The sequence below is a fragment of the Methylobacterium sp. A52T genome, from assembly GCF_053346095.1.
In genome coordinates this window covers 23,222-47,841 of record NZ_JBKFBI010000015.1, presented here as the reverse complement: position 1 = coordinate 47,841, position 24,620 = coordinate 23,222, and the positions used below count along the sequence as shown (strand labels likewise).

Annotated in this window: 18 protein-coding genes; 8 read left to right on the top strand and 10 right to left on the bottom strand. The window is 73.3% G+C overall.

What is annotated here, in order from left to right:
• Positions 1-5: 5 nt before the first annotated feature.
• A complete protein-coding gene (ydiJ, locus tag ACLBYE_RS06100) occupies positions 6-3,086 on the bottom strand; it encodes a D-2-hydroxyglutarate dehydrogenase YdiJ (RefSeq protein WP_447693462.1) in 3,081 nt (1,026 codons plus the stop codon).
• Positions 3,087-3,210: 124 nt separating this feature from the next.
• Between ydiJ and ACLBYE_RS06095 the strand changes: the two genes are divergently transcribed.
• The 6 genes from ACLBYE_RS06095 to rpmG all read left to right on the top strand — a co-directional run bounded on the left by ACLBYE_RS06095 (position 3,211) and on the right by rpmG (position 8,651).
• A complete protein-coding gene (locus tag ACLBYE_RS06095) occupies positions 3,211-3,549 on the top strand; it encodes a hypothetical protein (protein WP_447693461.1) in 339 nt (112 codons plus the stop codon).
• Positions 3,550-3,686: 137 nt separating this feature from the next.
• Positions 3,687-6,008: a ribonuclease R gene (rnr, locus tag ACLBYE_RS06090; protein ID WP_447693460.1), complete on the top strand. Its 2,322-nt coding sequence runs from the start codon at positions 3,687-3,689 to the stop codon at positions 6,006-6,008.
• Between the two features lie 23 nt (positions 6,009-6,031).
• Entirely contained in the window at positions 6,032-6,496 is a 465-nt protein-coding gene (locus ACLBYE_RS06085; RefSeq protein WP_020092565.1) for a DUF983 domain-containing protein, read from the top strand.
• Positions 6,453-7,196, top strand: a complete 744-nt coding sequence (locus ACLBYE_RS06080; RefSeq protein ID WP_447693459.1) for an NUDIX hydrolase — start codon at positions 6,453-6,455, stop codon at positions 7,194-7,196. The genes ACLBYE_RS06085 and ACLBYE_RS06080 overlap by 44 nt, the downstream gene beginning before the upstream one ends.
• Positions 7,197-7,246: 50 nt before the next feature.
• Positions 7,247-8,377, top strand: coding sequence for an MFS transporter (locus ACLBYE_RS06075; protein WP_447693458.1), 1,131 nt, complete (start codon positions 7,247-7,249; stop codon positions 8,375-8,377).
• A 106-nt stretch (positions 8,378-8,483) separates the two neighbouring features.
• Positions 8,484-8,651: a 50S ribosomal protein L33 gene (gene rpmG, locus ACLBYE_RS06070; protein WP_020092568.1), complete on the top strand. Its 168-nt coding sequence runs from the start codon at positions 8,484-8,486 to the stop codon at positions 8,649-8,651.
• A gap of 390 nt (positions 8,652-9,041) precedes the next feature.
• On the opposite strand, the gene ACLBYE_RS06065 is transcribed toward rpmG, so the two are convergent.
• The 5 genes from ACLBYE_RS06065 to ACLBYE_RS06045 all read right to left on the bottom strand — a co-directional run bounded on the left by ACLBYE_RS06065 (position 9,042) and on the right by ACLBYE_RS06045 (position 16,710).
• Complete coding sequence (locus tag ACLBYE_RS06065) at positions 9,042-9,959, bottom strand: LysR family transcriptional regulator (protein ID WP_447693457.1); 918 nt, start codon at positions 9,957-9,959, stop codon at positions 9,042-9,044.
• Positions 9,960-10,035: 76 nt separating this feature from the next.
• The gene (locus ACLBYE_RS06060) at positions 10,036-11,697 is read right to left on the bottom strand and encodes an OFA family MFS transporter (RefSeq protein WP_447693456.1); all 1,662 of its coding nucleotides are present in this window, start codon (positions 11,695-11,697) and stop codon (positions 10,036-10,038) included.
• A gap of 209 nt (positions 11,698-11,906) precedes the next feature.
• Complete coding sequence (locus ACLBYE_RS06055) at positions 11,907-12,593, bottom strand: metal ABC transporter permease (RefSeq protein ID WP_331298666.1); 687 nt, start codon at positions 12,591-12,593, stop codon at positions 11,907-11,909.
• A gap of 161 nt (positions 12,594-12,754) precedes the next feature.
• Positions 12,755-15,454 (bottom strand): aconitate hydratase AcnA, encoded by a 2,700-nt coding sequence (gene acnA / locus ACLBYE_RS06050; protein ID WP_447693455.1) that lies wholly within the window; start codon positions 15,452-15,454, stop codon positions 12,755-12,757.
• Positions 15,455-15,891: 437 nt separating this feature from the next.
• Positions 15,892-16,710, bottom strand: coding sequence for a hypothetical protein (locus ACLBYE_RS06045; RefSeq protein WP_447693476.1), 819 nt, complete (start codon positions 16,708-16,710; stop codon positions 15,892-15,894).
• A gap of 129 nt (positions 16,711-16,839) precedes the next feature.
• Here ACLBYE_RS06045 and ACLBYE_RS06040 point away from each other — a divergent pair, with 129 nt between their 5' ends.
• Entirely contained in the window at positions 16,840-18,240 is a 1,401-nt protein-coding gene (locus ACLBYE_RS06040; RefSeq protein WP_447693454.1) for a leucyl aminopeptidase family protein, read from the top strand.
• A 117-nt stretch (positions 18,241-18,357) separates the two neighbouring features.
• Here ACLBYE_RS06040 and ACLBYE_RS06035 read toward each other — a convergent pair whose 3' ends face one another.
• From ACLBYE_RS06035 to ACLBYE_RS06025, 3 genes are all read right to left on the bottom strand, one after another.
• Positions 18,358-19,530, bottom strand: coding sequence for a M20 aminoacylase family protein (locus ACLBYE_RS06035; protein ID WP_020092575.1), 1,173 nt, complete (start codon positions 19,528-19,530; stop codon positions 18,358-18,360).
• A gap of 100 nt (positions 19,531-19,630) precedes the next feature.
• Positions 19,631-20,092 carry a Cu(I)-responsive transcriptional regulator gene (cueR, locus tag ACLBYE_RS06030; RefSeq protein WP_056526064.1) on the bottom strand — a complete coding sequence of 154 codons (462 nt, stop codon included), beginning with the start codon at positions 20,090-20,092 and terminating at the stop codon, positions 19,631-19,633.
• Entirely contained in the window at positions 20,089-22,563 is a 2,475-nt protein-coding gene (locus ACLBYE_RS06025; protein ID WP_447693453.1) for a heavy metal translocating P-type ATPase, read from the bottom strand. The genes cueR and ACLBYE_RS06025 overlap by 4 nt, the downstream gene beginning before the upstream one ends.
• A 174-nt stretch (positions 22,564-22,737) precedes the next feature.
• On the opposite strand from ACLBYE_RS06025, the gene ACLBYE_RS06020 reads away from it, so the two are divergent.
• Positions 22,738-23,349, top strand: a complete 612-nt coding sequence (locus ACLBYE_RS06020) for a glutathione S-transferase family protein (protein ID WP_447693452.1) — start codon at positions 22,738-22,740, stop codon at positions 23,347-23,349.
• Here the strand turns inward: ACLBYE_RS06020 and ACLBYE_RS06015 are convergent.
• Positions 23,331-24,602, bottom strand: a complete 1,272-nt coding sequence (locus tag ACLBYE_RS06015; RefSeq protein WP_447693451.1) for an ATP-binding protein — start codon at positions 24,600-24,602, stop codon at positions 23,331-23,333. The genes ACLBYE_RS06020 and ACLBYE_RS06015 overlap by 19 nt on opposite strands.
• Positions 24,603-24,620: the final 18 nt, after the last annotated feature.

Below are 24,620 nucleotides of genomic sequence, written 5' to 3'. Positions count from 1 at the left end.
GGCGCTCACGGCGCCACCGCCGCGGCGCGCTCGGGATGGAAGGGCGCCGCGCCCGCGGCCGCGCGGACATGCTCCAGCAGCGCCTGGGCCGGGTGGCGAAGCCGCACGCCGTCGACCAGCTTGGCCTGGGACCGGCAGGAATAGCCGTCCGCCAGAAGGGTGCAGCCGGGCGCCTCGGCGACGTGGCGGGCCCAGCTCAGGCCGTAGATAGCCTCGGAGGTGGCGCGGTGGCGCGCCTCGTGCCCGTAGGTCCCCGCCATGCCGCAGCAGCCGGCGGCCGGCACCTCGAGTCGCAGGCCGAGATGGGCGAACACGGCCTGCCAGTCCCGCACCGCGCCCGGCGCGTTGGTGCGCTCGGTGCAGTGGGGCAGCAGCCGCATCGTGCGCCCGCCCTGCCCCGGCGCGATCCGGTCGAGCCGGGCGGCGAGCCATTCCTGCAGGAGGTGGACCTTCGGGAGATCGCCGCCCAGCACCTGCGGGTACTCGGACCGGTAGGTCAGCGTCATCGACGGGTCGATCCCGACCAGGGGCACGCCGTGCCCGGCGAGGTCGCGCAGCATCGCGGCGTTCGACCGGGCGACGGCGGCGAACCGCGCCAGGAAACCGTGCACGTGCAGCGGCTTGCCGTTCGGCCGGTAGGGCACCAGCCAGGGCCGGAAGCCGAGGGCGGCGAGGAGGTCGCAGCTGTCGGCCACGACCGCCGCGTCGAAGTGGCTGGTGAAGGCGTCCTGCACCACCAGCACGGACCGCGCGCGCTCCTGCGGGTCCAGCCGGGCCAGGGCGTCCGGGGTCGCGACGGCGACGCCGCGTTCCGCCAGCCGCGCCGTGAGCGCGACGGGTGACAGGGCCGGGATCGCCACCAGTCCGGCCCGGGCCAGGATCAGCCGGGCCAGCGGGTTGGCCAGGACCGCGTTGCTCAGGCGCGGCGCCCGTGCCGCCAGCGGCAGCAGCGACTCCAGCGCCGCCACGAGATGGTCCTTCAGCGGCCGCGCGTAGCGCGTGTGGTAGAGCGCCAGGAACTTCGCCCGGAAGGTCGGCACGTCCACCTTGATCGGGCAGGCCCCCGTGCAGGACTTGCAGGCGAGGCAGCCGTCCATCGCCTCCTTGACGGCGTGGGAGAAGTCGTCGGCCTCGGACCGGCCGCGGAGGCGGCTCCGCAGGGTCGCCGCCACGTCGCGCAGCCACCCGGCAGGCTGCCGCGCCAGCTCGGCGGCCGGGTCGATCCCGGCCTCCGCCGCGCGGCGCAGCCACTCGCGCATCAGCGAGGCGCGACCCTTGGGCGAGTGGCGCCGCTCCCGCGTCGCCTTCCAGGACGGGCACATGGCCTCGTCCGCGTCGAAGCTGAAGCAGGCACCGTTGCCGTTGCAGTGGAGCGCTTCGTCGAAATCCTCCCGGACCGGCGCCGGGATGGTGCGATCCCGCTCGCCCCGGCGCGGCACGCCGTCGATCCGGGTCAGGCCCGCGCCCCTGGCCGAGGCGATCTTGCCCGGGTTCATCCGGTCGTCCGGGTCGAAGGCGCGCTTGACCGCCTCCAGCGCCGGCATCAGCGGCCCGAACGTCTCCGGCACGAATTCCGAGCGGAAGCCCTTGCCGTGCTCGCCCCAGAGCAGGCCGCCGTACTTGGCGGTGAGCGCGACCACCCCCTCCGTGACCTCGCGGATTAGGCCGTTCTGGGCCGGGTCCTTGAGGTCGATGGCCGGCCGGACGTGCAGCACGCCGGCATCGACGTGGCCGAACATGCCGTAGCGCAGCCCCTTGCCGTCGAGGAGCGCGCGGAACTCCGCGATGTAGTCGGCGAGCCGCTCCGGCGGGACCGCCGTGTCCTCCACGAACGGGATCGGGCGCGCGTCGCCCTTGGCGGCGCCCAGCAGACCCACCGCCTTCTTGCGCATGGTCCAGAGCCGCTCGATCGCGTCGCCCCGGGCGATGGTGAAGCCGAGGCGCTTCGTGTCGGTGCCGCGCTCGGCCTCCAGCATCCCGGTGAGCCGCGCGAGGGCCGCCTCCACGGTCGCGGCGTCGTCGCCGACGAACTCCACGAGGTTGATGCCGTCCACCGGCCGCCCGGCCGGATCGTCGGGGAAGAAGGCCCGCACCTCGGCCCAGATCGGGTCCTTGCGGGCCAGCGCCAGGACCGTGGAGTCGATCGTCTCCACCGAGGCGGCGCCGAACGGCAGCAGCGCCTGCGCGTCCCGCAGCGCCGCGTCGAAATCGATGTACGAGAGCGCGACCAGCACCGCGGCCTTCGGGATCGGCAGCACGTTGAGCCGCGCCTCGGCGATCAGCGCCAGCGTGCCTTCCGAGCCGCAGATCACGCTCTTGAGGTCGAACCGGCCGCCCGCGTCGCGCAGATGCGCGAGATCGTAGCCCGTGAGGCAGCGGTTGAGCTTCGGAAAGCGCTCGGCGATCAGCGCCGCGTTCTCGGTGACGACGGCGTCGACGGTGCGGTGGATGGCGCCGACGCGGTCGTCGCGGCCCTTGGCGGCGGCGAGCCCGGCCGGGTCCAGCGGCTCGGCGGTCCAGACCGTGCCGTCGGTGAGCACGCAGGTCAGCGCGAGGACGTGGTCCCGGGTCTTGCCGTAGAGGCACGAGCCCTGCCCGCAGGCATCGGTCGAGATCATCCCGCCGATCGTGGCGCGGTTCGACGTGGAGAGTTCCGGCGCGAAGAACAGGCCGTGCTTGGCGAGTTCCCGGTTGAGCTGGTCCTTCACCACCCCCGGCTCGACCCGGACGACGCGGTTCGCGACGTCGATCTCCAAGATGCGGTTCATGTGCCGCGAGGTGTCGACGACGAGGCCGTGGCCCAGCGACTGGCCGTTGGTTCCGGTCGCCCCGCCCCGGGGCCGGATCACGATCTCGGCGAAGCGCGGATCCGCGAGGAGCTTGGTGACGCGCACGAGGTCGTCGCGGGTGCGCGGAAAGGCCACGGCCCCCGGCGCCACCTGGTAGATCGAGTTGTCGGTGGAGAAGACCGTGCGGTCGGCGTCCGAGAGCGTCAGGTCGCCCTCGAAGCCGCGCAGGCGCAGCTCGGCGCAGGCCGCGGCGTAGAGCGGCACGGCCTCGGTGTGGCGGGTCAGGACCGGGATCATCCGCGCCTTCTACACCCGGCGGATCGCGGGAGACCATCGGCGACGGGACGGGGCGCGCTGGCATCCGGCTTGCCACGCACCCGCGACTTCCCGCGACTTCCCGCAATCTCCGGAACGGATGCCCATGAACGCGAGCCTCGAACGGGTCAGGGACGCCCTGGCCGAGCTGATCAAGGCCGCCCTCCTCTCGGACGACGGACTGAGCCGCGCCTGCCGCGACGCGGGTCGCGCCAAGCTCGCCGCCCTCGCGGGCGATCCGCCCGAGCCCGAGAGCCTGCGGATGGACGGTGCCTGGACGCTCGCCGTCCAGGCGGCGGAGAGTCCGGAACTCGCGCCGCTGGAGGGCCGTGTGAACCTGACCCTGCCGCGCGCCTGCCCCTTCACCCTGGACGAGCTCCTCGCACCCGGCCTCGACGTGGATCAGGCCGTGGCGCGCATCCGCAAGAGCGCCTCGACCGGCTGATCGCGCCTGTTGAGGAGTGCCGGCACGGCGTTGCCGCGCGCGGGCCGGACACCCATGTTAGCCTCACAGGACCGACGCCTCGGTCCCGCGCCCGCACGCGGGTCCCGTCTATCGCAGAACTCTCCGGCACCCCCCTTTTGGCACGACGCACCACCGCCCCGGCGGCCGAGCCCGCCGCTCCGCAGCCCTTCCCCACCCGTGAGCAGATCCTCGCCTTCGTGGCCGAGTCGAAGGAGCGCGTCGGCAAGCGGGAGATCGCCAAGGCCTTCGGCATCAAGGGCGCCGCCAAGATCGACCTGAAGCGCGTCCTCAAGGAGATCGAGGAGGACGGCGCCCTCGACCGCGGCCGCGGCGGCCTCGCCCCGGCGGGTCACCTGCCGCCGGTCGTGCTGGCCGACATCCGCTCCCGCGACCGCCACGGCGATTTCCTGGCGGTCCCGGTGGAGTGGACCGGCACCGGCAAGCCGCCCGCCATCGTGCTGACGCAGCCCCGCGGCCCCCGGAAGGGCAACCGCCCGGCCCCGGGCATCGGCGACCGCGCCCTGATCCGGGTCGAGCGCGACGCGGAGGGCGGCTACACCGGCCGGGTCGTCAAGGTCATCGGGAAGAACAAGGCCGAGATCATCGGCGTCTACCGGGCCGGCGCGCAGGGCGGCCGGATCGTGCCCGTCGAGAAGCGCGCGCAGGGCCGCGAGATCCTGATCCCGCCCGGCGAGGAGGGGCAGGCCCGCGACGGCGACCTCGTCAGCGTCTCGCTGGAGCGCGAGACCCGGTTCGGCCTGCCGAAGGGGCGTGTGCGGGAGCGGCTCGGCTCGCTCGGTTCCGAGAAGGCGGTGAGCCTGATCGCCCTGCACCTCCACAACATCCCGCACGTCTTCGCCGACGCGACGCTGGCGGAGGCCGATTCCGCGAAGCCCGCCACCCTGAAGGGCCGCGAGGACTGGCGCGACCGGCCGCTCGTGACCATCGACCCGCCGGACGCCAAGGACCACGACGACGCCGTCATGGCCGAGGCCGATCCCGACCCGGCCAATCCCGGCGGCTTCATCCTCACCGTCGCCATCGCGGACGTGGCTGCCTATGTCCGGCCGGGCTCCAGCCTCGACCGCGAGGCGCTGGAGCGGGGCAACTCGGTCTACTTCCCCGACCGGGTCGTGCCGATGCTGCCCGAGCGGATCTCGAACGACCTCTGCTCGCTCCGCGAGGGCGAGGACCGGCCGGCGCTGGCGGTGCGGATGGTCATCGCCGCCGACGGCGAGAAGCGCCGCCACGGCTTCCACCGGGTGATGATGCGCTCCCGCGCCAAGCTCGCCTACGCGCAGGCGCAGGCCGCAATCGACGGGCGGCCGGACGACGCGACCGGGCCGCTGCTGGAGACGGCGCTCCGCCCCCTCTGGGCGGCCTACGCGGCCCTGCGCGCGGCCCGCGACCGCCGCGGGCCGCTGGCCCTCGACCTGCCCGAGCGCAAGGTCCTCCTGAGCCCCGAGGGCGCGGTCGACCGGGTGATCGTGCCGGAGCGCCTCGACGCCCACCGGCTGATCGAGGAGTTCATGATCCAGGCGAACGTCGCCGCCGCCGAGACCCTGGAGCAGGCGCGCCAGCCGCTGATCTACCGCGTCCACGACGAGCCCGCCCTGGAGAAGATGCGGGCGCTCGGCGAGGTCCTGGCCTCAGTGGGCATCAAGCTGCCGAAGGAGGGGGCGCTGCGCCCCGCCCTGTTCAACCGGATCCTCGCCACGGCGGCCGAGACCGAGCACGGCGTCTTCCTCAACGAGGTGATCCTGCGCAGCCAGGCCCAGGCGGTCTACGCCCCCGAGAATCTCGGGCATTTCGGCCTGAACCTGCGCCGCTACGCGCACTTCACCTCGCCGATCCGGCGCTACGCCGACCTGATCGTGCACCGGGCGCTGATCACCGCCTGCCGGCTCGGCTCGGACGGGCTCGCGGGCGACGTCTCCCTCGGCGAGCTGGCGCAGATCGGCGAGCAGATCTCGGCGGCCGAGCGCCGCGCCATGGCGGCCGAGCGCGAGACCATCGACCGGCTCATCGCCCACCACCTCGCCGACCAGGTCGGTGCCACCTTCGCGGGCCAGATCGCCGGCGTCACCCGGGCCGGCCTGTTCATCAAGCTCGACGAGACCGGCGCGGACGGCTTCGTGCCGGTCTCGCAGCTCGGCGCGGACTATTTCCGCCACGAGGAGGGCCGCCACGCCCTGGTCGGCGAGCGCACCGGGGAGACGTTCCGCCTCGGCGACCGGGTCGAGGTGCGGCTCGTCGAGGCCGCGCCGGTGGCCGGGGCGCTGCGCTTCGAGCTGCTCAGCGAGGGCCGGACCCGCTCCGGCGCCCGGTCCGCCGGGCCGGGGAAGAAGTCCGGCGGGCGGCCCTTCAAGACCGCGCCGCCCGGTCGCCCCCCGGGTATCCGCAACACCGGGTCGCGCCACCGCGGCTCGCGCCGCTGACCCGGGCGGTGTACAGCCGGGGCATGGCCGCCGACGCGATTCCCGAGCGCACCCGCCTGATCCCCGCGATGGCCCGGGGCTTCGTCGGCCGCTGCCCGCATTGCGGCCAGGGCCGGATCTTCGGCCGCTTCCTCAAGGTGCGGCCGGAATGCGACGTGTGCGGCCTGGAGCTGCACCATCACCGGGCCGACGACCTGCCGCCCTACGTGGTGATCTTCATCGTCGCCCACATCGTCGGCTACCTGATCCTGGAGACCGAGAGCGCCTACGACGTGCCGCTCTGGGTCGAGATGGGCGTCTGGCCGGTCTTCACCCTCGTCTTCGCGCTGGCCCTGCTCCAACCCGTGAAGGGCGCCGTCGTCGGGCTGCAATACGCCCTTGGCATGCACGGCTTCGCCACGCTACCGCGGAGCCGCCCCGCCCCGGGGCTTGAGGAGACGCGCCTTGCCGGAGCCGCAGCGGGAGCCCCCGATCGTCACAGCTCCTGAGCGGAAGCCCGCCGCGGCGCGCCTGCGTCCGCGCGACGCCGCGACCATGATCGTGATCGACCGGCGCGGACGGGGCGGCCCGAAGGTCCTGATGGGCCGGCGCAACCCGAACCTCGCCTTCATGCCGGGCAAGTTCGTCTTCCCGGGCGGCCGGATCGAGCTCGGCGACCGCCACATGCCGGTGGCCGGGGCGCTCCCGGACTACGCCGAGGCGGCGCTGACCCGGCAGGTGTCCCGGCCCCCGCACCATCTCGGCCGGGCGCTGGCGCTCGCCGCGATCCGCGAGACCTACGAGGAGACCGGCCTGCTCCTCGGCACGACCGAGCACGGTGCGCCCGAGGACGTCCCGGCGGGTTGGGAGGGCTTCGTCCGCCACGGCGTCCTGCCCGACCTCGAGGCGCTGCACCTCGTCGCCCGCGCGATCACCCCACCGAAGCGCGTGCGCCGCTTCGACACGCGCTTCTTCGCGATCGACCGCCGGATGGTGGCGGCCGAGGAGCCGGGGCGGGTCGAGGCCGATGCCGAGTTCACCGAACTCGCCTGGGTCCGGCTCGACGCCGCCCGCAAGCTCGACCTGCCCTACATCACCCGCGCGATCCTCGACGATCTGGAGGCGCAGATCGCCGCCGATTTCGCGCCCTACCGGACGATTCCGTTCCATTACGAGCGCTACGGGCGGCGCGAACGGGTGGCCTTGTGAGCGGTCCGGACGGATTGCAGGACGGGCGGCGGGGGATCAGTTCGGAGGATGTGGCGGCGATCTCGGCGGCCGTGACCTGCGTCACCGTCGTCGGCATCGGCCTCAGCCTGTCGATCCCGCTCCTCTCGATCGAGATGGAGCGACGCGGCGCGTCGAGCACGCTGATCGGGCTCAACACCGCGGTGGCGGGCATCGCCAGCATCTGCACGGTGCCGTTCGTGCCGCGCCTCGCCGCGCGGATCGGCGTCGCCCCGCTGCTCGGGCTGGCGCTCCTCGTGGGGGCGATCAGCCTCGCGCTGTTCCCGCTGCTGCCGGGCATCGCCCTGTGGTTCCCCCTGCGCTTCGTGTTCTCGGCGACGCTCGGGGCGCTGTTCGTCCTCTCCGAGTACTGGATCAACGCCGCCGCCCCGCCGGAGCGGCGCGGCCTGGTGATGGGCATCTACGCCACCGTGCTGGCGGCGGGCTTCGCGGTCGGCCCGCTGCTGCTGGCCCTGGTCGGGACCGAGGGGCTGGCGCCCTACGCGACGGGGGCCGCCCTCATGCTGGCCGGCGGCCTGCCCATCGCCCTGGCCCGCGGGCTGTCGCCGACGATCGAGACGGGCTCCGGCCGCGGCATCCTCGGCTACGTCCGGCTCGCCCCCGGCGCCCTGGCGGCGGCCCTGGCCTACGGGGCGGTGGAGACCGGCATCTTCGCCATCCTGCCGCTCTACGGCCTGCGCCTCGGCTACGACGCGCAAGGGGCGGCCGGCCTCGTCAGCCTGATCGCCCTGGGCAACGTGCTCTTCCAGATCCCGTTCGGCTGGCTCGCCGACCGCCTCGACCGGGGCGCGGTGCTGCTCGGCGCGGGCCTCGCGGGGGCGGCGGGCTCGGCCCTGATCCCCCTCGCGGCCGGCCATCCGGCGGCGTTCGGCGCGCTGCTCCTCGTCTGGGGCGGCATCGCCGGGACCCTCTACACGGTCGGCCTCGCGATGCTGGGCGACCGCACGCCGCCGAACGACCTCGCGGGCGCCAACGCGGCCTTCGTGGTGCTCTACAATGTCGGGCTGATGCTGGGGCCGCCGGTGATCGGCGGCGGGCTCGACCTCGTGCCGCCGAACGGGTTCGCGCTGGCGCTGCTCGCCCTATTCCTGGCCTTCGCGGGCTGGCTCGCCGCGACGGAGCGCCGGCGCGTCCGCTCTTGACCTGCCGGGCCCGATCGGGCATTCACCCGCCCGTATTCGGCCGGGTCCTCCCGGCCATTTGCGTTTCGCTCACGCGGAATGCCGCACCCTGCAGGAGCGCCGCGCCATGGCCAAGGCCGTCACCGTCAAGATCAAGCTCGTCTCCACCGCCGACACGGGCTATTTCTACGTCACCAAGAAGAACTCCCGCACGCAGACCGAGAAGCTGACGATGCGCAAGTACGACCCGGTCGCGCGCAAGCACGTCGACTTCAAGGAGACCAAGATCAAGTAAGGCCGCGGGCCGCATCGCGGCCTGACCGCCGACGGGAAGCCGCTCCGGAGACGGGGCGGCTTTTTCCATGCCCGGCACCGCCTCGCGCGCGGCGTCGCCGGGACCTCTTGAACCACGACCTGACCGGCCGACAGCCCGGCGCCAGCACGGCGTGCTGACCTTCGCACGTCCCGGACGCTGCCCGACTCGCCGGCCGATCACCGGCCCGTGTTCTCGGCCAGCGCGGCGGGCGGAGGGCGGGCTCGATGCAGCGGATCCTGCTGGCGATCCGCATCACCGCGGCGATCCTCGCGCTCTGGCGCGTCCTGACGCTGCCGGCGCACGCGCTCCGGGCGGCCCGCGGGCTGCTCGCGGAACGCCGCGCCCCGGCCCGCGCCCGGAGCCGACCGCTCAGGCAGGGCCCGGCGCGGCCAGATCCGGATCGAGCGTCCGCGCCAGGGACCGCGCGATAGCCACCAGCGCCGTCACCATCGGCGTGGACGGCTCGCGCCGCGGGGCGACGAGGCCGATCGTGTGCTCCAGGTCGGGCGCGGTGATCGGGATCGTGCGCACGCCCTCCATGGGGCCCAGGGCGTCGACCAGGATCTCCGGCATGATCGAGGCCCAGCGCAGGGTGCGCACGTGGGTCAGCAGCACGATCATCGAGTTCGACTCGAGGGTCGCGGCGGGATCCGCACCCGCCTCGCGGATCTGCTGGTCGATGATCCGCCGGTTCTGCATGTTCGGCGTGAGCAGGCAGAGGGGCAGGCGGCTGGTCTCGGCCCAGGTGACGCTGGCGCGACCCTCGAAGGGCCCGCCGATCGCCGTCACGAGGCGGTAGCGCTCCCGGTAGAGCGGGACGGAGATCACCCGCCCGAGGGGCTCGTTGTCGAGGTAGGTCAGGCCCGCATCCGCCTCGAGGTTCTCGATCAGCGAGAAGATGTCGGCGGAGGTGGCCGATTCGACCGTCAGCCGCACGTCCGGGTGCCGCTCGCGGTAGGGCGTCGTGAGGTTCACGATCATCGGCAGCGCCGTCGGGATCGCGGCGATGCGGAGATGGCCGGTCAGGCCCCGGCGCAGGCCGGTGACCTCCTCGTGCATGGCCCGCGCGTCGGCCACGATGCGCCGCGCCCATTCGAGGACCCGCTCGCCCTCGGGGGTGAAGCCCTGGAAGCGGGAGCCGCGTAGCACGAGCTGCACGCCGAACCGGTTCTCCAGCTGCTTCACGCCGGCCGAGAGAGTCTGCTGGGTCACGCCGCAGGCTTCGGCGGCGTGCCCGAAATGCTGCTCGCGCGCGAGCGCGAGCAGGAAGTCCAGCTTGTCGATCACGACGAAGGCATCCCGGCACGGCGAGGCGCCGGAAACCTAGCGGCCCGCCGGGCCCGCCACAACCGAGCGTGCCCGCTCAGCGGAACAGGATGAACGCCTTCGACAGGGTGATGCCGATGCCCCAGACGATCGGGATGCCGACCACCGCCCAGGCCAGGGCGGCGCCGGCGCTGAAGCCGCCGCGGCCGATCCCGAAGGAGCCGGACGGCCCCGAGGCCGTGGCGCCCGCGCGGACGTCCAAGGAGGCCCGCTCGGAATCAGACATGAACCAGCGTTGCGCCAGGGGCCGGACGAGCAGGTTGCAGAGGAAGCCGACCGCCAGGAAGCTCGCCAGCACGTACATGGTCCGGCCGTAGAGATCGGCCCCCTGCACGCCCGCGGCGACCTGCGCCTCGCGGATCTTGGTGATGACGAAGGGCCCGACGATGCCGGCCATCGACCACGCGGTGAGCAGGCGCCCGTGGATGGCGCCCACGAACTGCGTGCCGAACACGTCGGCGAGGTAGGCCGGCACGGTCGCGAAGCCGCCGCCGTACATGGACAGGATCACGCAGAAGATGGCGACGAACAGCGCCTGCGAGCCGATGCCGGCGGCCCAGGGCGCGGCCGCGTACAGGAGGCCGCCCAGGGCGAAGAAGATCGCGTAGGTGACCTTCCGCCCGATGCGGTCCGACATCGAGGCCCAGAAGAACCGGCCCAGGATGTTGAACAGCGAGAGCAGGCCGACGAAGCCGGCCGCGATGGCCGCGACCTGCGCCTTCTGGCCGGCGTCGAGGGCCGAGAAGCCGGTGCCGGGCAGGCCGATCAGCTCGCCGCCGAAGATCTCCTGGAGCATCGGCGAGGCCAGCGCCAGCACGCCGATGCCGGCCGACACGTTGAGGAACAGGACGAGCCAGATCATCCAGAACTGGACGGTCTTGTGGGCGTCGCGCAGGTGGACGTGCCCCGAGGCGATCATGGCGTTCTTGGCGGTCGGGCTGGTCCAGCCGTCCGGGCGCCAGCCGGCCGGCGGCACCCGGTAGCCGAACGCGCCGCCCAGCATGAACAGGATGTATCCCAAGCCCATCACCGCGAGGGTCTGCCAGACGCCGGCCGAATCGGCGGTCCGGAAGCTCTTGATCAGGCTGTCGGCCAGGGGCGAGCCGATCATCGCGCCGCCGCCGAAGCCCATGATCGCCATGCCGGTCGCCATGCCGCGGCGGTCCGGGAACCACTTGATCAGGGTCGAAACCGGCGAGATGTAGCCGAGCCCGAGGCCGATGCCGCCGATCAGGCCCATGCCGAGCCAGACCAGCCAGAGCTGGTGGATGTAGACGCCGAAGGCGCCGATCAGGAAGCCGCCGCCCCAGCAGAGGGCCGCCGCGATGCCGGCCTTGCGCGGTCCGGCGCGCTCCAGCCAGCCGCCGAACAGGGCGGCCGAGAGGCCGAGCACGACGATGCCGATGGAGAAGACCGTGACGAGGTCGCTGACCCGCCAGTCGCAGGTGGTGGTGAACAGGGCCGTCATCACGCCCATGTCGGGGCAGGCGGCGGGCGCCGGCTTGCCCACGGAGAGCGCCCGGGTCAGCGGCAGCCAGAACACCGACAGTCCGTAGGCCATCCCGATGCAGAGATGGATCGCCAACGCCGCCGGCGGCACCAGCCACCGGTTGAAGCCCGGCTTGGCCACGATCCGCTCGCGCGACAACAGACCCGGCATCCCGTCAGGCGCGATCGCGCCTGCCACTCCAGCACCCATGATGGACTCCTCCGCGACGACCTCGATGGCGGGCCGGTCGGCGCGCGAACATGCGCGATTTGTGTGCAGGGTGCCAGCGCACGGCACGTCGAAGCGGCGATTTTAATCCCTTTCGGCGCAGTCTGTATGCGTATCTTGGTATACCAAGCCGCCGGGAACGGTCGGAGGCGGGGCACCGGTTCCCTCCGGCGCCCCACCGGCGATCGTCCTCACATGGGCGGGGTCAGGCCGTCCTTGCCGACCGCCACGAGCTTGCCCTCGGCCTTGCTGCCGTCCTTGGCGACCACGGCGAACACCTTCGACCCGGGGGTCAGGATCGCCTTGTCGGCGGGCTCGAAGGCCACGATCGGCGCCGAGGCCGGCACCACGATCTCCTTGGAGCCGTCCTTGCCGTAGCTCACCGTCAACGTGCGCTCCCCGCCTGAGGCCGCCTTGTCGGCCTTCACGGTGCCGTTCGTCATCGCGCTCTTCACCTTCGGGGCGTTCGACGACTCGGCCTTCACGGTGCCGTTGGTCATCGCGCTCTTCACCTTGGCGCCGGCGCCCGCGGTGTGGTCGGTGATCGAGTCCCAGCCGTAATGCCCCTCGCCGGTGCCGCGCATCGATTCGGGGAAGAGCACGACCTCCAGGGCGGTCATCGGGTTCTCGCCCTTGGTGGCGGTGCCGATGAAGACGCCGTCCTTGATCGCGTCGAGGCTCGACGGGACAACCCAGGCGAACTTGGCGCCGCTCACGTCGACGGTCTCGGTCTTGCCGTCGTCGGTCTTGATCGTGACCGTGCCGCCGTCGGCCTTGTCGACGGTCCCGCGGACGCGCTCGACCTGCGCGGCGAAGGCCGCACTCGACAGCAGGGCCGTCAGGCCGGCGGCGACGAGTGTCTTGCTGAGGTGCTTCATCGGGGTCCCATCCTGGCTTCAGGAGCCGGGTTATGGGGCGGCCCAGACGCGGAACAAGGTTGCGCGCAAGCGAAATGCCTGTGCTGTGAAACAAATAAGGCGGCGTCCGGGGACGCCACCTCATCGGTCGTGTGGGCGGCCCGGGGGCCGCCCGATGAGGATCACGCCGCGAGCGAGCGCAGCACGTAGGGCAGGATGCCGCCGTTGCGGAAGTACTCGAGTTCGTCGAGCGTATCGATGCGGCAGGTCAGCGGGACCTGCTTCACCGAGCCGTCGGCGGACTTGATCTCCGCGGTGAGCGTCTGGCGGGGCTTCAGCTCGCCGGCGAGGCCCTTGATGGTGACGGTCTCGTCACCCTTCAGGCCCAGCGACTGCCAGCTCGTGTCGCCCTGGAAGACCAGCGGCACCACGCCCATCCCGACGAGGTTCGAGCGGTGGATGCGCTCGAAGCTCTCGGCCACCACGGCGCGGACGCCGAGCAGCTTCGTGCCCTTCGCGGCCCAGTCGCGCGACGAGCCGGTGCCGTACTCCTTGCCGGCGAAGATGACGAGCGGGGTACCGGCTTCCGCGTACTTCATCGCCGCGTCGTAGATGAACATCTTCTCGCCGGACGGCTGGAAGTGCGTCCACCCGCCCTCGACCACGCCGCCGGAGGCGTCCTTCACCATCTGGTTCTTGATGCGGATGTTGGCGAAGGTGCCCCGCATCATCACCTCGTGGTTGCCGCGCCGCGTGCCGTACTGGTTGAAGTCCTGCACGCGCACCTGGTGCGACTGCAGGTACTCGCCGGCCGGCGAGGCCGCGCGGATGTTGCCCGCCGGCGAGATGTGGTCGGTGGTGATCGAGTCGAGGAACAGGCCGAGGATGCGCGCGCCCTCGATGTCCTCGACCGGCTTCGGGGTCTTCTCCATGCCGACGAAGTAGGGCGGGTTCTGCACGTAGGTGGAGCCCGGGTTCCACGCGAAGGTCTCGGCCTCGGTGACCTCGACGTCCTTCCAGTTCTGGTCGCCGCCGAACACGTCCGCGTAGCGGGACTTGAACAGCGCGGAGGTGATGTTCTCCTCGATGAACTGCTGGACCTCGGCCGAGGACGGCCAGATGTCCTTGAGGTAGACGGGCTTGCCGTCCGAGCCCTGGCCCAGCGGCTCCGTGGTGATGTCGATCTGGAGCGAGCCGGCCAGCGCGTAGGCGACGACCAGCGGCGGCGAGGCGAGGTAGTTCGCCCGCACGTCCGGGTTCACGCGTCCCTCGAAGTTGCGGTTGCCCGAGAGCACCGCGGCGGCGACGACGTCGTTGTCGTTGATCGCCTTCGAGATCGCCTCCGGCAGCGGGCCGGAATTGCCGATGCAGGTCGTGCAGCCGAAGCCCACGAGGTTGAAGCCGAGCGCGTCCAGCGGCTCCTGCAGGCCGGACTTCTCCAGGTACTCGCCGACCACCTGCGATCCGGGCGCGAGCGAGGTCTTCACCCACGGCTTGGAGCGCAGGCCCTTGGCGACGGCGTTGCGGGCGAGCAGCCCGGCGCCGATCATCACCGAGGGGTTCGACGTGTTGGTGCAGCTCGTGATCGCGGCGATCACCACGTCACCGTGCCCGATGTCGAAGTTGGTGCCCTCGACCGGGTAGCGGCGCGCGAGGTCGGCGGCCTTCTTGAACTCGGTCTCCATCGAGGCGGCGAAGCCGGGCTTGGCGCCGTCGAGCAGCACCCGGTCCTGCGGGCGCTTCGGGCCGGCGAGCGAGGGCCGGACCTGGCCCATGTCGAGCTCCAGCGTGTCGGTGAAGACCGGGTCGGGGGTCTGAGCGTCGCGCCACATGCCCTGCGCCTTGGCGTAGGCCTCGACCAGGGCGATCCGGTCGTCGGAGCGGCCGGTGACCTTCAGGAAGTCGATGGTCTTCTGGTCGACCGGGAAGAAGCCGCAGGTCGCGCCGTACTCGGGGGCCATGTTGGAGATCGTGGCCCGGTCGGCCACCGCCATGTCGTCGAGGCCGGGGCCGTAGAACTCCACGAACTTGCCGACCACGCCCTTCTTGCGCAGCATCTGGGTGACGGTGAGCACGAGGTCGGTGGCGGTGGTGCCCTCGGGCAGCTTGCCCGACAGCTTGAAGCCCACGACCTCGGGGATCAGCATCGACAGCGGCTGGCCGAGCATGGCCGCCTCGGCCTCGATGCCGCCGACGCCCCAGCCCAGCACGGCCATGCCGTTGACCATGGTGGTGTGCGAATCGGTGCCGACGAGCGAGTCGGGATAGGCGACGTCGGCGCCGTTCTCCGACTTCGTCCAGACGGTCTGGGCAAGGTATTCCAGGTTCACCTGGTGGCAGATGCCGGTGCCCGGGGGGACCACCGAGAAGTTGTCGAAGGCCGACTGGCCCCACTTCAGGAAGGTGTAGCGCTCGCCGTTGCGCTCGTATTCCAGGGCGACGTTGTCGGCCAGCGCCTTCGGGGTGCCGAACTCGTCGACGATCACCGAGTGGTCGATGACGAGGTCCACCGGCACCAGCGGGTTGATCTTCTGCGGGTCGCCGCCGAGCGCCACCATGGCGTCGCGCATGGCCGCGAGGTCGACCACCGCCGGCACTCCGGTGAAGTCCTGCATCAGCACGCGGGAGGGGCGGAACGCGATCTCGACCTCGGCCTTGCCCTTCTGGTCGAGCCAGCCGACGGCGGCCTCGATATCGGCCTTCTTGACCGAGCGGTCGTCCTCGTAGCGGAGCAGGTTCTCCAGGATCACCTTCATGGAGAAGGGCAGCGCGGCCGCCGAGGCGAGGCCGTTCTTCTCGGCCGCGGGAATGGAATAGTAGGTGTAGGTCTTGCCGCCGGCTTCGAGCGTCTGGCGGGCCTTGAAGCTGTCGAGTGAGGGCACGGCTGGTTCTATCCTCGCTGCGGGTTGTCGAACACGCGCAGGCAAGACCTGCGCTACGAGATCCGTGTTCGGCCTGTGTAGCGCCCGACGGGCGCGCGCCGCCCCGGGAGTGCCCGGGCAGGACGATGCGCGGGGGCGATTTGGACGCCCGTGATGCCGCGCGGCGCAGCCGCGGAGGGATATAGAACTTTTCGAATCTGGCCGCTACCGGGTCGTCATGACAGGTGCGTTTTCCTGTCGGGGAGCGTGGCGGCGACTGGGCGCGCGCCGCGCAGGCCTGCGCGACTCGCGCATCTCCGGCGGGCCATCGGCGGTGGCGGCCGAGCGCGGCAGGCTCCCTCTCCCGAGGGGGAGCGGAGAGCTGCACCGGTGTTGCCGGACCCGTTACGTGAGTCCGCGAGCCCGCAGCAGGGAGGGAGTCGCGTGGGGCGGGCGCCCTACCCTTGCCCGGGCATGCCCGCGACGGACAGGGCCTTCGACCGATTCGGCTGGGCCGCGAGCCTGCGCAGGGACGCGACGTTCGTGGCCGCCTCCTCGGCGCTCATGTCGCGGCGCAGGACGGCCTCGGCATCGGCGAAGCGGCCCTTGAGGCCGAGCACCATGGCGAGGTTGGCCCGCACCCGCGCGTCGGCGCCGGGCTGGTCGGCGGCGAGGCGCAGGGTCTGCTCGGCCTGATCGAGGTTGCGCGACAGCGCGTAGGACAGGCCGAGATTGGACAGGAGCGAGGGCTCGTTCGGGCGGATCTTGAGGGCGGCCTCGTAGAAGCCCTGGGCGCGGGCCTGCTCGCCGAGCTGGGCGGAGGCCGAGCCCTGCGCCGACAGGATGCGCCAGTCGGGATTGGCGGGCGTGTGCGCGTTGGCGAGCACGTCGATCGCCTCGCGGAAGCGGCCCGCCTCGACCAGCGACTTTCCGTAGGCACCGAGCAGGGCCTGGTCGCGCGGGTTGCGCAGGGCGGCCTGCTGCAGCACCGCCGAGGCCTGGCCAATCTGGTCTGTGGCCCGCAGGGCGCGGGCGTAGGCCATCGCCGTGCGCCCGTCGGCGGGGTCGGCATTGTAGCGCTCGGCCAGCCGGTCGATGTCCTGCCGCGAGGGCGCCGCGGCGGCCGCGGACGGCCCGCCGAGGGGGCCGATCGACCCGGTCGTCTCGGGCGAGCGGGTGTTGCAGCCGGCCAGGCCCAGCGCGACGACGGCGGCCGCGAGGGCGGCGCGGCGTCCGGGGCGTGCCTGGGATCGGGTGACCCGGAACAGGGCCGTCATCATGGTGCGCTCCGCCGGCATCGGGACCGGACGCGATGGCACGCGCTTCACGCTCCCGGCCGGCCGGTGATAGAGCGTTAACCCTAATCACCGGTTAAGCCGCCGGTCCGGGCGGCACGCGAGAGGCACATGACCCAGGCCGAGATTCCGGCGACGACCCGCGGGCTGCTGCCCGGCGACACGCAGGCCGTACCGGTGACGCTGGTCACCACCGGGGGCTGGGCGGCGGTCGAGTCCGGCCTGGAGCCCGCCCAGCGGAGCTTCGCCCGGGCCATCGGCTTCAAGCCGAAGGCGGGCAGCCTCGCGCTCCTGCCCGGCCCGGACGGCGGCCTCGCGCGGGTCTTGTTCGGCCTCGGCGATCCGGAGGCCGCGGCCTACGACAGGCTCCTCGCCGGCAAGCTGCCGGGGCTGCTGCCGGAGGGGGCCTTCCACCTGGACGACGCCCCCGAGCTGGCCGAGGCCGCCCTCGCCTGGCTGATGGGGAGCTACCGCTTCGGCCGCTACCGGTCCGGCGGCGGCACGAAGGCCCGGCTCGCGGCACCCGCCGGCATCGACACGGCCGAGGTGGAGCGGATCGCCGCCGCGGTCGCGCTGGGCCGGGATCTCGTCAACACGCCGGCCAACGATCTCGGACCCGCCGAGATCGAGGCGGCCGCCCGGGCGGTGGCCGAGCGCCACGGCGCCTCCGTCGCCGTCACGGAAGGCGCGGCCCTCGCCGAGGGGTACCCGCTGATCCACGCGGTCGGCGCCGCGTCGCCCCGGGCCCCGCGGCTGATCGACCTGACCTGGGGGCCGGCGGACGCGCCGCGCGTGACCCTGGTCGGCAAGGGCGTGGCCTTCGACACAGGCGGCCTCGACCTGAAGCCGTCGGCCGCGATGCTGCTGATGAAGAAGGACATGGGCGGCGCCGCCGCGGCGCTGGCCGCCGCCGACATGGTCATGGGCGCGGGCCTGAACCTGCGCCTGCGCCTGCTGATCCCCGCGGTGGAGAACGCGGTCGCGGGCAACGCCTTCCGCCCCGGCGACGTGCTGCCGAGCCGGGCCGGGCTCAGCGTCGAGATCGGCAACACCGACGCGGAGGGCCGGCTGATCCTCGCCGACGCCCTCGCCCTCGCGGACGCGGATTCCCCCGACCTGATCCTCGACTTCTCGACCCTCACCGGCGCGGCCCGCGTGGCGCTCGGGCCGGACCTGCCGGCCTTCTTCACGGAGGACGACGCGCTGGCCGAGGCGGTGGCGCGGGCCGGCCGGGCGGCGATCGATCCGGTCTGGCGCATGCCGCTGCACGCGCCCTACGCGAGCCTGCTCGATTCCAAGGTCGCCGACCTGAACAACGTCTCCGGCGGGCCGTTCGCGGGGGCGATCACCGCGGCCCTGTTCCTGCGGCGCTTCGCGCCCAACACGAAGGCGCACGGCCATTTCGACCTCTACGGCTGGAACCCCTCCACCAAGCCCGGCCGGCCGGAGGGCGGCGAGGTCCAGACGGCGCGGCTGACCTACGCGCTGCTCAAGGCCCGCTACGGCGGCTGATCGCCTCCCGTCGTCGCGAGCGCAGCGAAGCGATCCAGTCGGCACCCCGCTGACAGATGTCGCGCAGCCCTGGGTCGCTTCGCTGCGCGCGCGATGACGGTGCGGATGGGGGCGCGCTCAGGCGGTGCGCGGCAGCCCGGTCTCGATCAGTCGCGCCCACAGGGAAGCCCCGTACGGCGCGGCCGCGTCGTTGAAATCGTAGTGCGGGTGGTGGAGCGAGGCGCTGTCGCCGTTGCCGATGAACATGTAGGCGCCGGGACGGCGGGCGAGCATGTAGGAGAAGTCCTCGGCGGTCATCATCGGCGCCACCGTCCGGTCGACGTTCTCCTCACCCACCAGCGCCTCGGCGACGCCGGCCATGAAGTCGGTCTCGGCGGGGTGGTTCTCGGTCACCGGGTAGCTCGCTCCGTAGGCGACCCCGCCCCGCGCGCCGAAGCCGCCGGCGATCTCGGCCACCAGGGTCTCGATCCGCGCCTTGATCTCGCCGCGCACGGCCTGGGACAGCGTGCGCATGGTGCCGCGCATGGTGACGGTCTGCGGCAGGACGTTGAAGGCCTCGCCGGCCTCCAGCGCGCAGACCGAGACCACGGCCGACTGCACCGGGTCGAGGTTGCGCGACACGATGCTCTGCAGGGCGATGATCACGTGGCTCGACACGAGCACGCTGTCGACGGCGTTCTGCGGCAGGGCCGCGTGGCCGCCCCGTCCCTCGATCGTGATCGTGAAGCGGTCGGTCGAGGCCATGATCGGCCCCGGCCGGATCGCGAAGGTGCCGACCGCCATGCCGGGGATGTTGTGCATCCCGTAGACCGACTCGACCCCGAACCGCTCCATCATTCCGTCGTCGACCATCGCCTCGCCGCCGCCGCCGCCCTCCTCGGCGGGCTGGAAGATCAGCACGGCCGCCCCGTCGAAATCCCGGGTCTCGGCGAGGTACTTGGCGGCGCCGAGGAGCATGGTCGTGTGACCGTCGTGGCCGCAGGCGTGCATCTTGCCCGGCACGGTGGAGCGGTAGGGCAGGTCGCGCACCTCCTGGATCGGCAGGGCGTCCATGTCGGCGCGCAGGCCGATGGCGCGGTTGGAGCTGCGTCCCCGGCCGCGGATGACGCCCACCACCCCGGTGCGGCCGATGCCGGTGACGACCTCGTCGCAGCCGAAGGACCGCAGCGTCTCGGCGACGAAGCCGGCGGTGCGGTCGACGTCGTAGAGCAGCTCGGGATGGGCGTGCAGGTCGTGCCGCCACGCCGTCATCGTGTCGGCGAAGGCGCGGATCCGTTCGAGGACGGGCATCGGGGCGGGGCTCTCGTGGCCTTGGCGGGTGGGCCGGACCAGCAAAGCCGGGGCCAGAGCCGCCGTCAACGGCCAAGCTCGGTATCCGCGTCCGCTCCGCTCACGCCGCACCCCGCCCCGTGATCCCGCGCCCGCGCCGCCGCGGCGCGGGTGGATGGTCGCCCGCGGCGAGGTCGTCCAGGATCGGGCAGTCCGGCCGCGCGTCGCCGCAGCAGGCCTCCGCCAGGTGCTCCAGGGTGCGGGCCATGCCCTCCATCTCGGCGATGCGGCGGCGCAGATCGGCGATCTGCTCCTGCGCGATCGCCTTCACCCCGGCGCTCGGCCGGGCGCGGTCGCGCCAGAGCGCCAGGAGATCCGCGATCGCGTCCACGCTGAAGCCGAGGTCGCGGGCGCGGCGGATGAAGCGCAGCGTGTGCAGGTCCGCCTCGCCGTAATGGCGGTAGCCGGATTCGGACCGGGCGGCCGGCGGCAGCAGGCCGGTCGCCTCGTACCAGCGGATCATCTTGGCCGAGACGCCGGTCCGGCGGGCCGCCTCGCCGATCGTGAGCGTCGCCGCGCTCATGCCGGCCTCGCGGCGAGCGCCGGCCCCTCGGCCGCCGCGGGACGCCCGCCGGCCCGGCGCAGCCGCAGGGCGTTGCCCAGGACGAACACGCTCGAGAAGGCCATGGCGCCCGCGGCCAGGATCGGCGACAGGGCCGGCCCGCCGAACGGCACCAGCACGCCGGCCGCCACCGGGATCAGCGCGGCGTTGTAGGCGAAGGCCCAGAACAGGTTCTGGCGGATGTTGGCCATCACCGCCCGCGACAGCGCCAGGGCCTCGACCAGGGCCTCCAGATCGCCCGACATCAGCACCACGTCGGCGCTCTCGACGGCGATGTCGGTGCCGGTGCCGATCGCCAGTCCGACATCGGCCTCGGCCAGCGCCGGCGCGTCGTTGATGCCGTCGCCCACGAAGGCCACCGGCCCGTGCGCGGCCCGGAATCGCTGGACCGCCTCGACCTTCCCGCCGGGCAGCACCCCGGCGGCCACGGCGTCGATGCCGAGGCTCTGCGCCACGCCGGCGGCGGTGACGGGATCGTCGCCCGTGACCATCGCCACCGCGAGGCCGCGCGCCTTCAGGGCCGCGACCGCCGCGCGGGCGCCCGGCTTCACGGGATCGGCCACCGCCAGGATCGCGGCGTGGCGGCCGTCGAGGACGAGGTGGATCGGGCTCCGCCCCGCGCCCGCCAGCGCCTCGGCCCGGACGGCGAGATCCGGGTCGAGGGCGACGCCGAGGCGCTCCAGGTAGCGCGGCGCGCCGAGGGCCACGGCCCGGCCCGCGACCTGTCCGGAGATCCCGAAGCCCGCCACCGCCTCGAAGCTGTCCGGTTCCGGCAGGTCGAGGCCGCGCTCGCGGGCGGCCGCCACGACGGCGCCGGCCAGCGGGTGCTCGGAGCGGGTCTCCAGAGCGGCGGCGAGGGCCAGCACCGCGTCCTCCGCGACGCCCGCGGCCGGGACGATCTCGGTGAGGCGAGGGCGGCCCTCGGTCAGGGTGCCGGTCTTGTCGAGGGCCACCACCCGCACGTCGCGCAGGCCCTGCAGTGCCGCGCCGTCGCGGAACAGCACGCCGCGCGCCGCCGCGCGCCCGGTGCCGACCATGATGGCGGTCGGCGTCGCCAGTCCCATCGCGCAGGGGCAGGCGATGATCAGCACCGCGACGGCGTTGACCAGGGCCGGACCCAGCGCCGGGGCCGGCGCCAGCGCCAGCCAGGCCAGGAAGGTCACCGCGGCGATGCCGATCACCGCCGGGACGAACCGACCGGTGACGCGGTCGACCAGCGCCTGGATCGGCAGCTTGCCGCCCTGGGCGCGCTCCACCATGGCGGCGATCTGCGCCACCACGGTGGCGCCGCCCACGGCCTCGACCCGCAGGTCGAGACTGCCGCGGCCGTTGAGCGTCCCGCCGATTACGGGATCGCCCGGGCCCTTGCGCACCGGCGCCGGCTCGCCCGTCACCATGCTCTCGTCGACGTGGCTGGTGCCGGAGACCACGGCGCCGTCCGCCGCCACCCGCTCGCCCGGACGCACCCGGACGACGTCGCCGAGGCGCAGGGCGTCGAGGGGAACCTCGGTCTCCGCGCCGTCGCGGACGACCCGAGCGGTCTTCGGCGTCAGGTCCATAAGCCGCGCGATCGCCTGGCCCGTGCGTCCCTTGGCGCGGGCCTCCAGCGTCCGGCCGAGCAGGATCAGCGTGACGATCAGGACGCTCGCCTCGAAGTAGAGGTGCGCCGCCCCGGCCGGCAGGAGGTCCGGAGCCAGGGTCGAGACCAGCGAGTACAGGTAGGCGGCGCCGGCCCCGAGGGCGACCAGGGCGTTCATGTCGGGATGGCCGCGCAGCAGGCCCGGTACGCCGCGCAGGAAGAAGCGCCGCCCCGGGCCGGCGAGGACCAGGGTGGCCAGCGCGGCCTGGACCAGGGCCGTCACGGGGCCGCCGTGCAGCGCCGGCAGCAGGTGGCCGCCCATGTCGAGGACCACGACGGGCACCGACAGCAGGGCGGCGGCGATCAGGTCGCGGCGCAGGGCGCGCCCCTCCTCGGCCTGACGGGCGGCGGGGTCGACCGGGTGGCCGGCCTCGACCGGCCGGGCCTCGTAGCCGGCCGTCTCGACGGCCGCCACCAGCGCGTCCATCGGCACCACGCCCTCGGGATGGCGGATCGCGGCCCGGCCCGCGGCGAGGTTGACGCTGGCCCCGGTCACCCCCGGAACGGCGGCCAGCGCCCGCTCGACGCGGCCGACGCAGCTCGCGCAGGACATCCCGTCCACGGCCAGCAGGCTCTGCGTCTCTGGGACGGGGTAGCCGGCATCCGCGAGCGCCGTCGCGACGTCGCCCGGGCTCGCCGCCCCGTCGAGGACGAGGCTGGCGCGGTGGGTGGCGAGGTTCACCGCCACGTCCCGGGCGCCGGGCAGCGCCGCGAGGGCGCGCTCGACGCGGCCGACGCAGGAGGCGCAGGACATGCCCTCGACGGGGAGGGTCAGGGCGACGGATCTCGACATGGCGGTGGTCCGGTTGGAAGCATCCATGCCCGGTCAGATGGGGCTTCCCATGATGGGAAGGTCAAGGGCCCGCGGGCGAGGCTGCGGATCCGGCCGGTCGATGCGGGCCGCGGCCGTTGTCGAATCGCGCCCGCCCGGCCAAGGTTGCCGCCCACCGGAGCGACGGGGAAACAGATGAGCGAGCCGCTGACGATCTACGGCGACCCGGGTTCCGGCAACTGCCTCAAGGTCAAGTGGGTCGCGGCGCATCTCGGCATCCCGGCGGTCTGGCGCGACGTCGACGTCCCGGGCGGCGGGACGCGCCGGCCCGATTTCCTCGCCCTGAACCCCGCCGGCCGCGTGCCCATCGTCGTCCTGCCCGACGGCACCGTGCTGTCGGAATCGAACGCGATCATCGTCTACCTCGCGGAGGGCTCCGCGCTGGTACCCGCGGAGCCCCTGCCCCGCGCCCGCATGCTGCAGTGGATGTTCTGGGAGCAGTACAGCCACGAGCCCTACATCGCGGTCCGCCGCTATCAGCTCCACTACCTCGAGCGGGCGCCCGAGGATCTCGACCCGAAGCTCGCCGAGCGCGGCGCCGACGCGCTGCGGCTGATGGAGGACACCCTCGGGCGCTCGGCCTTCATGGCGGGCGAGACCCTGACCCTCGCCGACGCGGCACTCGTCGCCTACACGCGCATGGCCCACGAGGGGGGCTTCGACCTGACGGATTACCCGGCGATCCGCGCCTGGGTCAGGCGCGTCGAGGCCGGGCTCGGAATCGGCCCCTATACCGGGCCGGCCTGATCGGCCGCGAACCGAGGCGGCGGGGCGCCGTACTCGGGCAGGCTGACCCGCACGGTCGTCCCCTCGCCGGCCGCGCTCTCGATGGCGAGGCGGCCGCGGTGGCGGTTGAGGCTGTGCTTGACGATGGCGAGCCCCAGCCCCGTGCCGCCGCGGGCGCGACTGGAGGCGACGTCGACCCGGTAGAAGCGCTCCGTCAGCCGCGGGATGTGCTCGGGCGGGATGCCTGGCCCGTCATCGGCGACCGACAGGACGACGCGGCGCCCGAGGCGCGGGTCGTCCTCGCGGGCGAGCCCGACGCTGATCCGGCCGCCGCCGTACTTCACGGCGTTCTCGATCAGGTTCTCGATCACCCGCGCCAGCTCGTCGGCGTCGCCGGGGACCGCGTAGGGCCCCGCCCCCTCCTCCAGCCGAATCGCGGCGCCCCGCGCCTCGGCGGGCGGACCCTGGGCGTCGACCATCTGGCGGGCGAGCGCCCCGAGATCGACCACCGCGGTGGGGGCGACGTGCTCGCGCAGCTCGATCCGCGACAGCGACAGCAGGTCGTCGATCAGCCGCGTCATCCGCAGGGCCTGGACGCGCATGATCTCCAGGAAGCGCTCCCGGGCCTGCGCGTCGTCGCGGGCCGGCCCCTGCAGGGTCTCGATGAACCCGATCAGGGTGGCGAGCGGCGTGCGCAGCTCGTGGCTGGCGTTGGCGACGAAGTCGACCCGCATCGCCTCCAGGCGCCGGGCCGCGGTGAGGTCGCGCAGGAACAGCAGCGCGCTGACGCCCGACCCGTCGGGCATCGGCAGGGCGCCGATCTGGACATCGAAGGTCCGCTCCAGCGGCACCCGGGTCGACAGCGCGACGCGGCGGGGGAGGCCCGAACTCAGCACCGCTTCGATGCCGTCGAGGACCTCCGGGTCGCGGAGCGCGAAGGACAGCGGCCGGGCCTGATGGAGGGCCGGCAGGAGCGCCCGGGCGGCGGGATTGGCCTCCAGCACCAGGGTGCGCCGGTCGACCAGGATGACCGGGTCCGGCACGTGGGCGAGCAGCGCCTCGGCGACGGCGTGGCGCGGCGTGGTGGTGGCCGGGCGCGGCACGGGCGCCTCGCGGCCGCGCCCGCCGAGCCAGCCGCCCAGGCAGACCGCCGCGAGGCCGATCAGGATCAGCGGGAGATCGAGCCGCCCGGCCAGCGCGGTGGCGAGCCCGAGCAGGCCCGCGGCGATCGCGGCGCCGGTCCAGGCGGGGGAGCTGCGCAGGCGGCCGGACATGGCGGGCGCGGCCGGCCG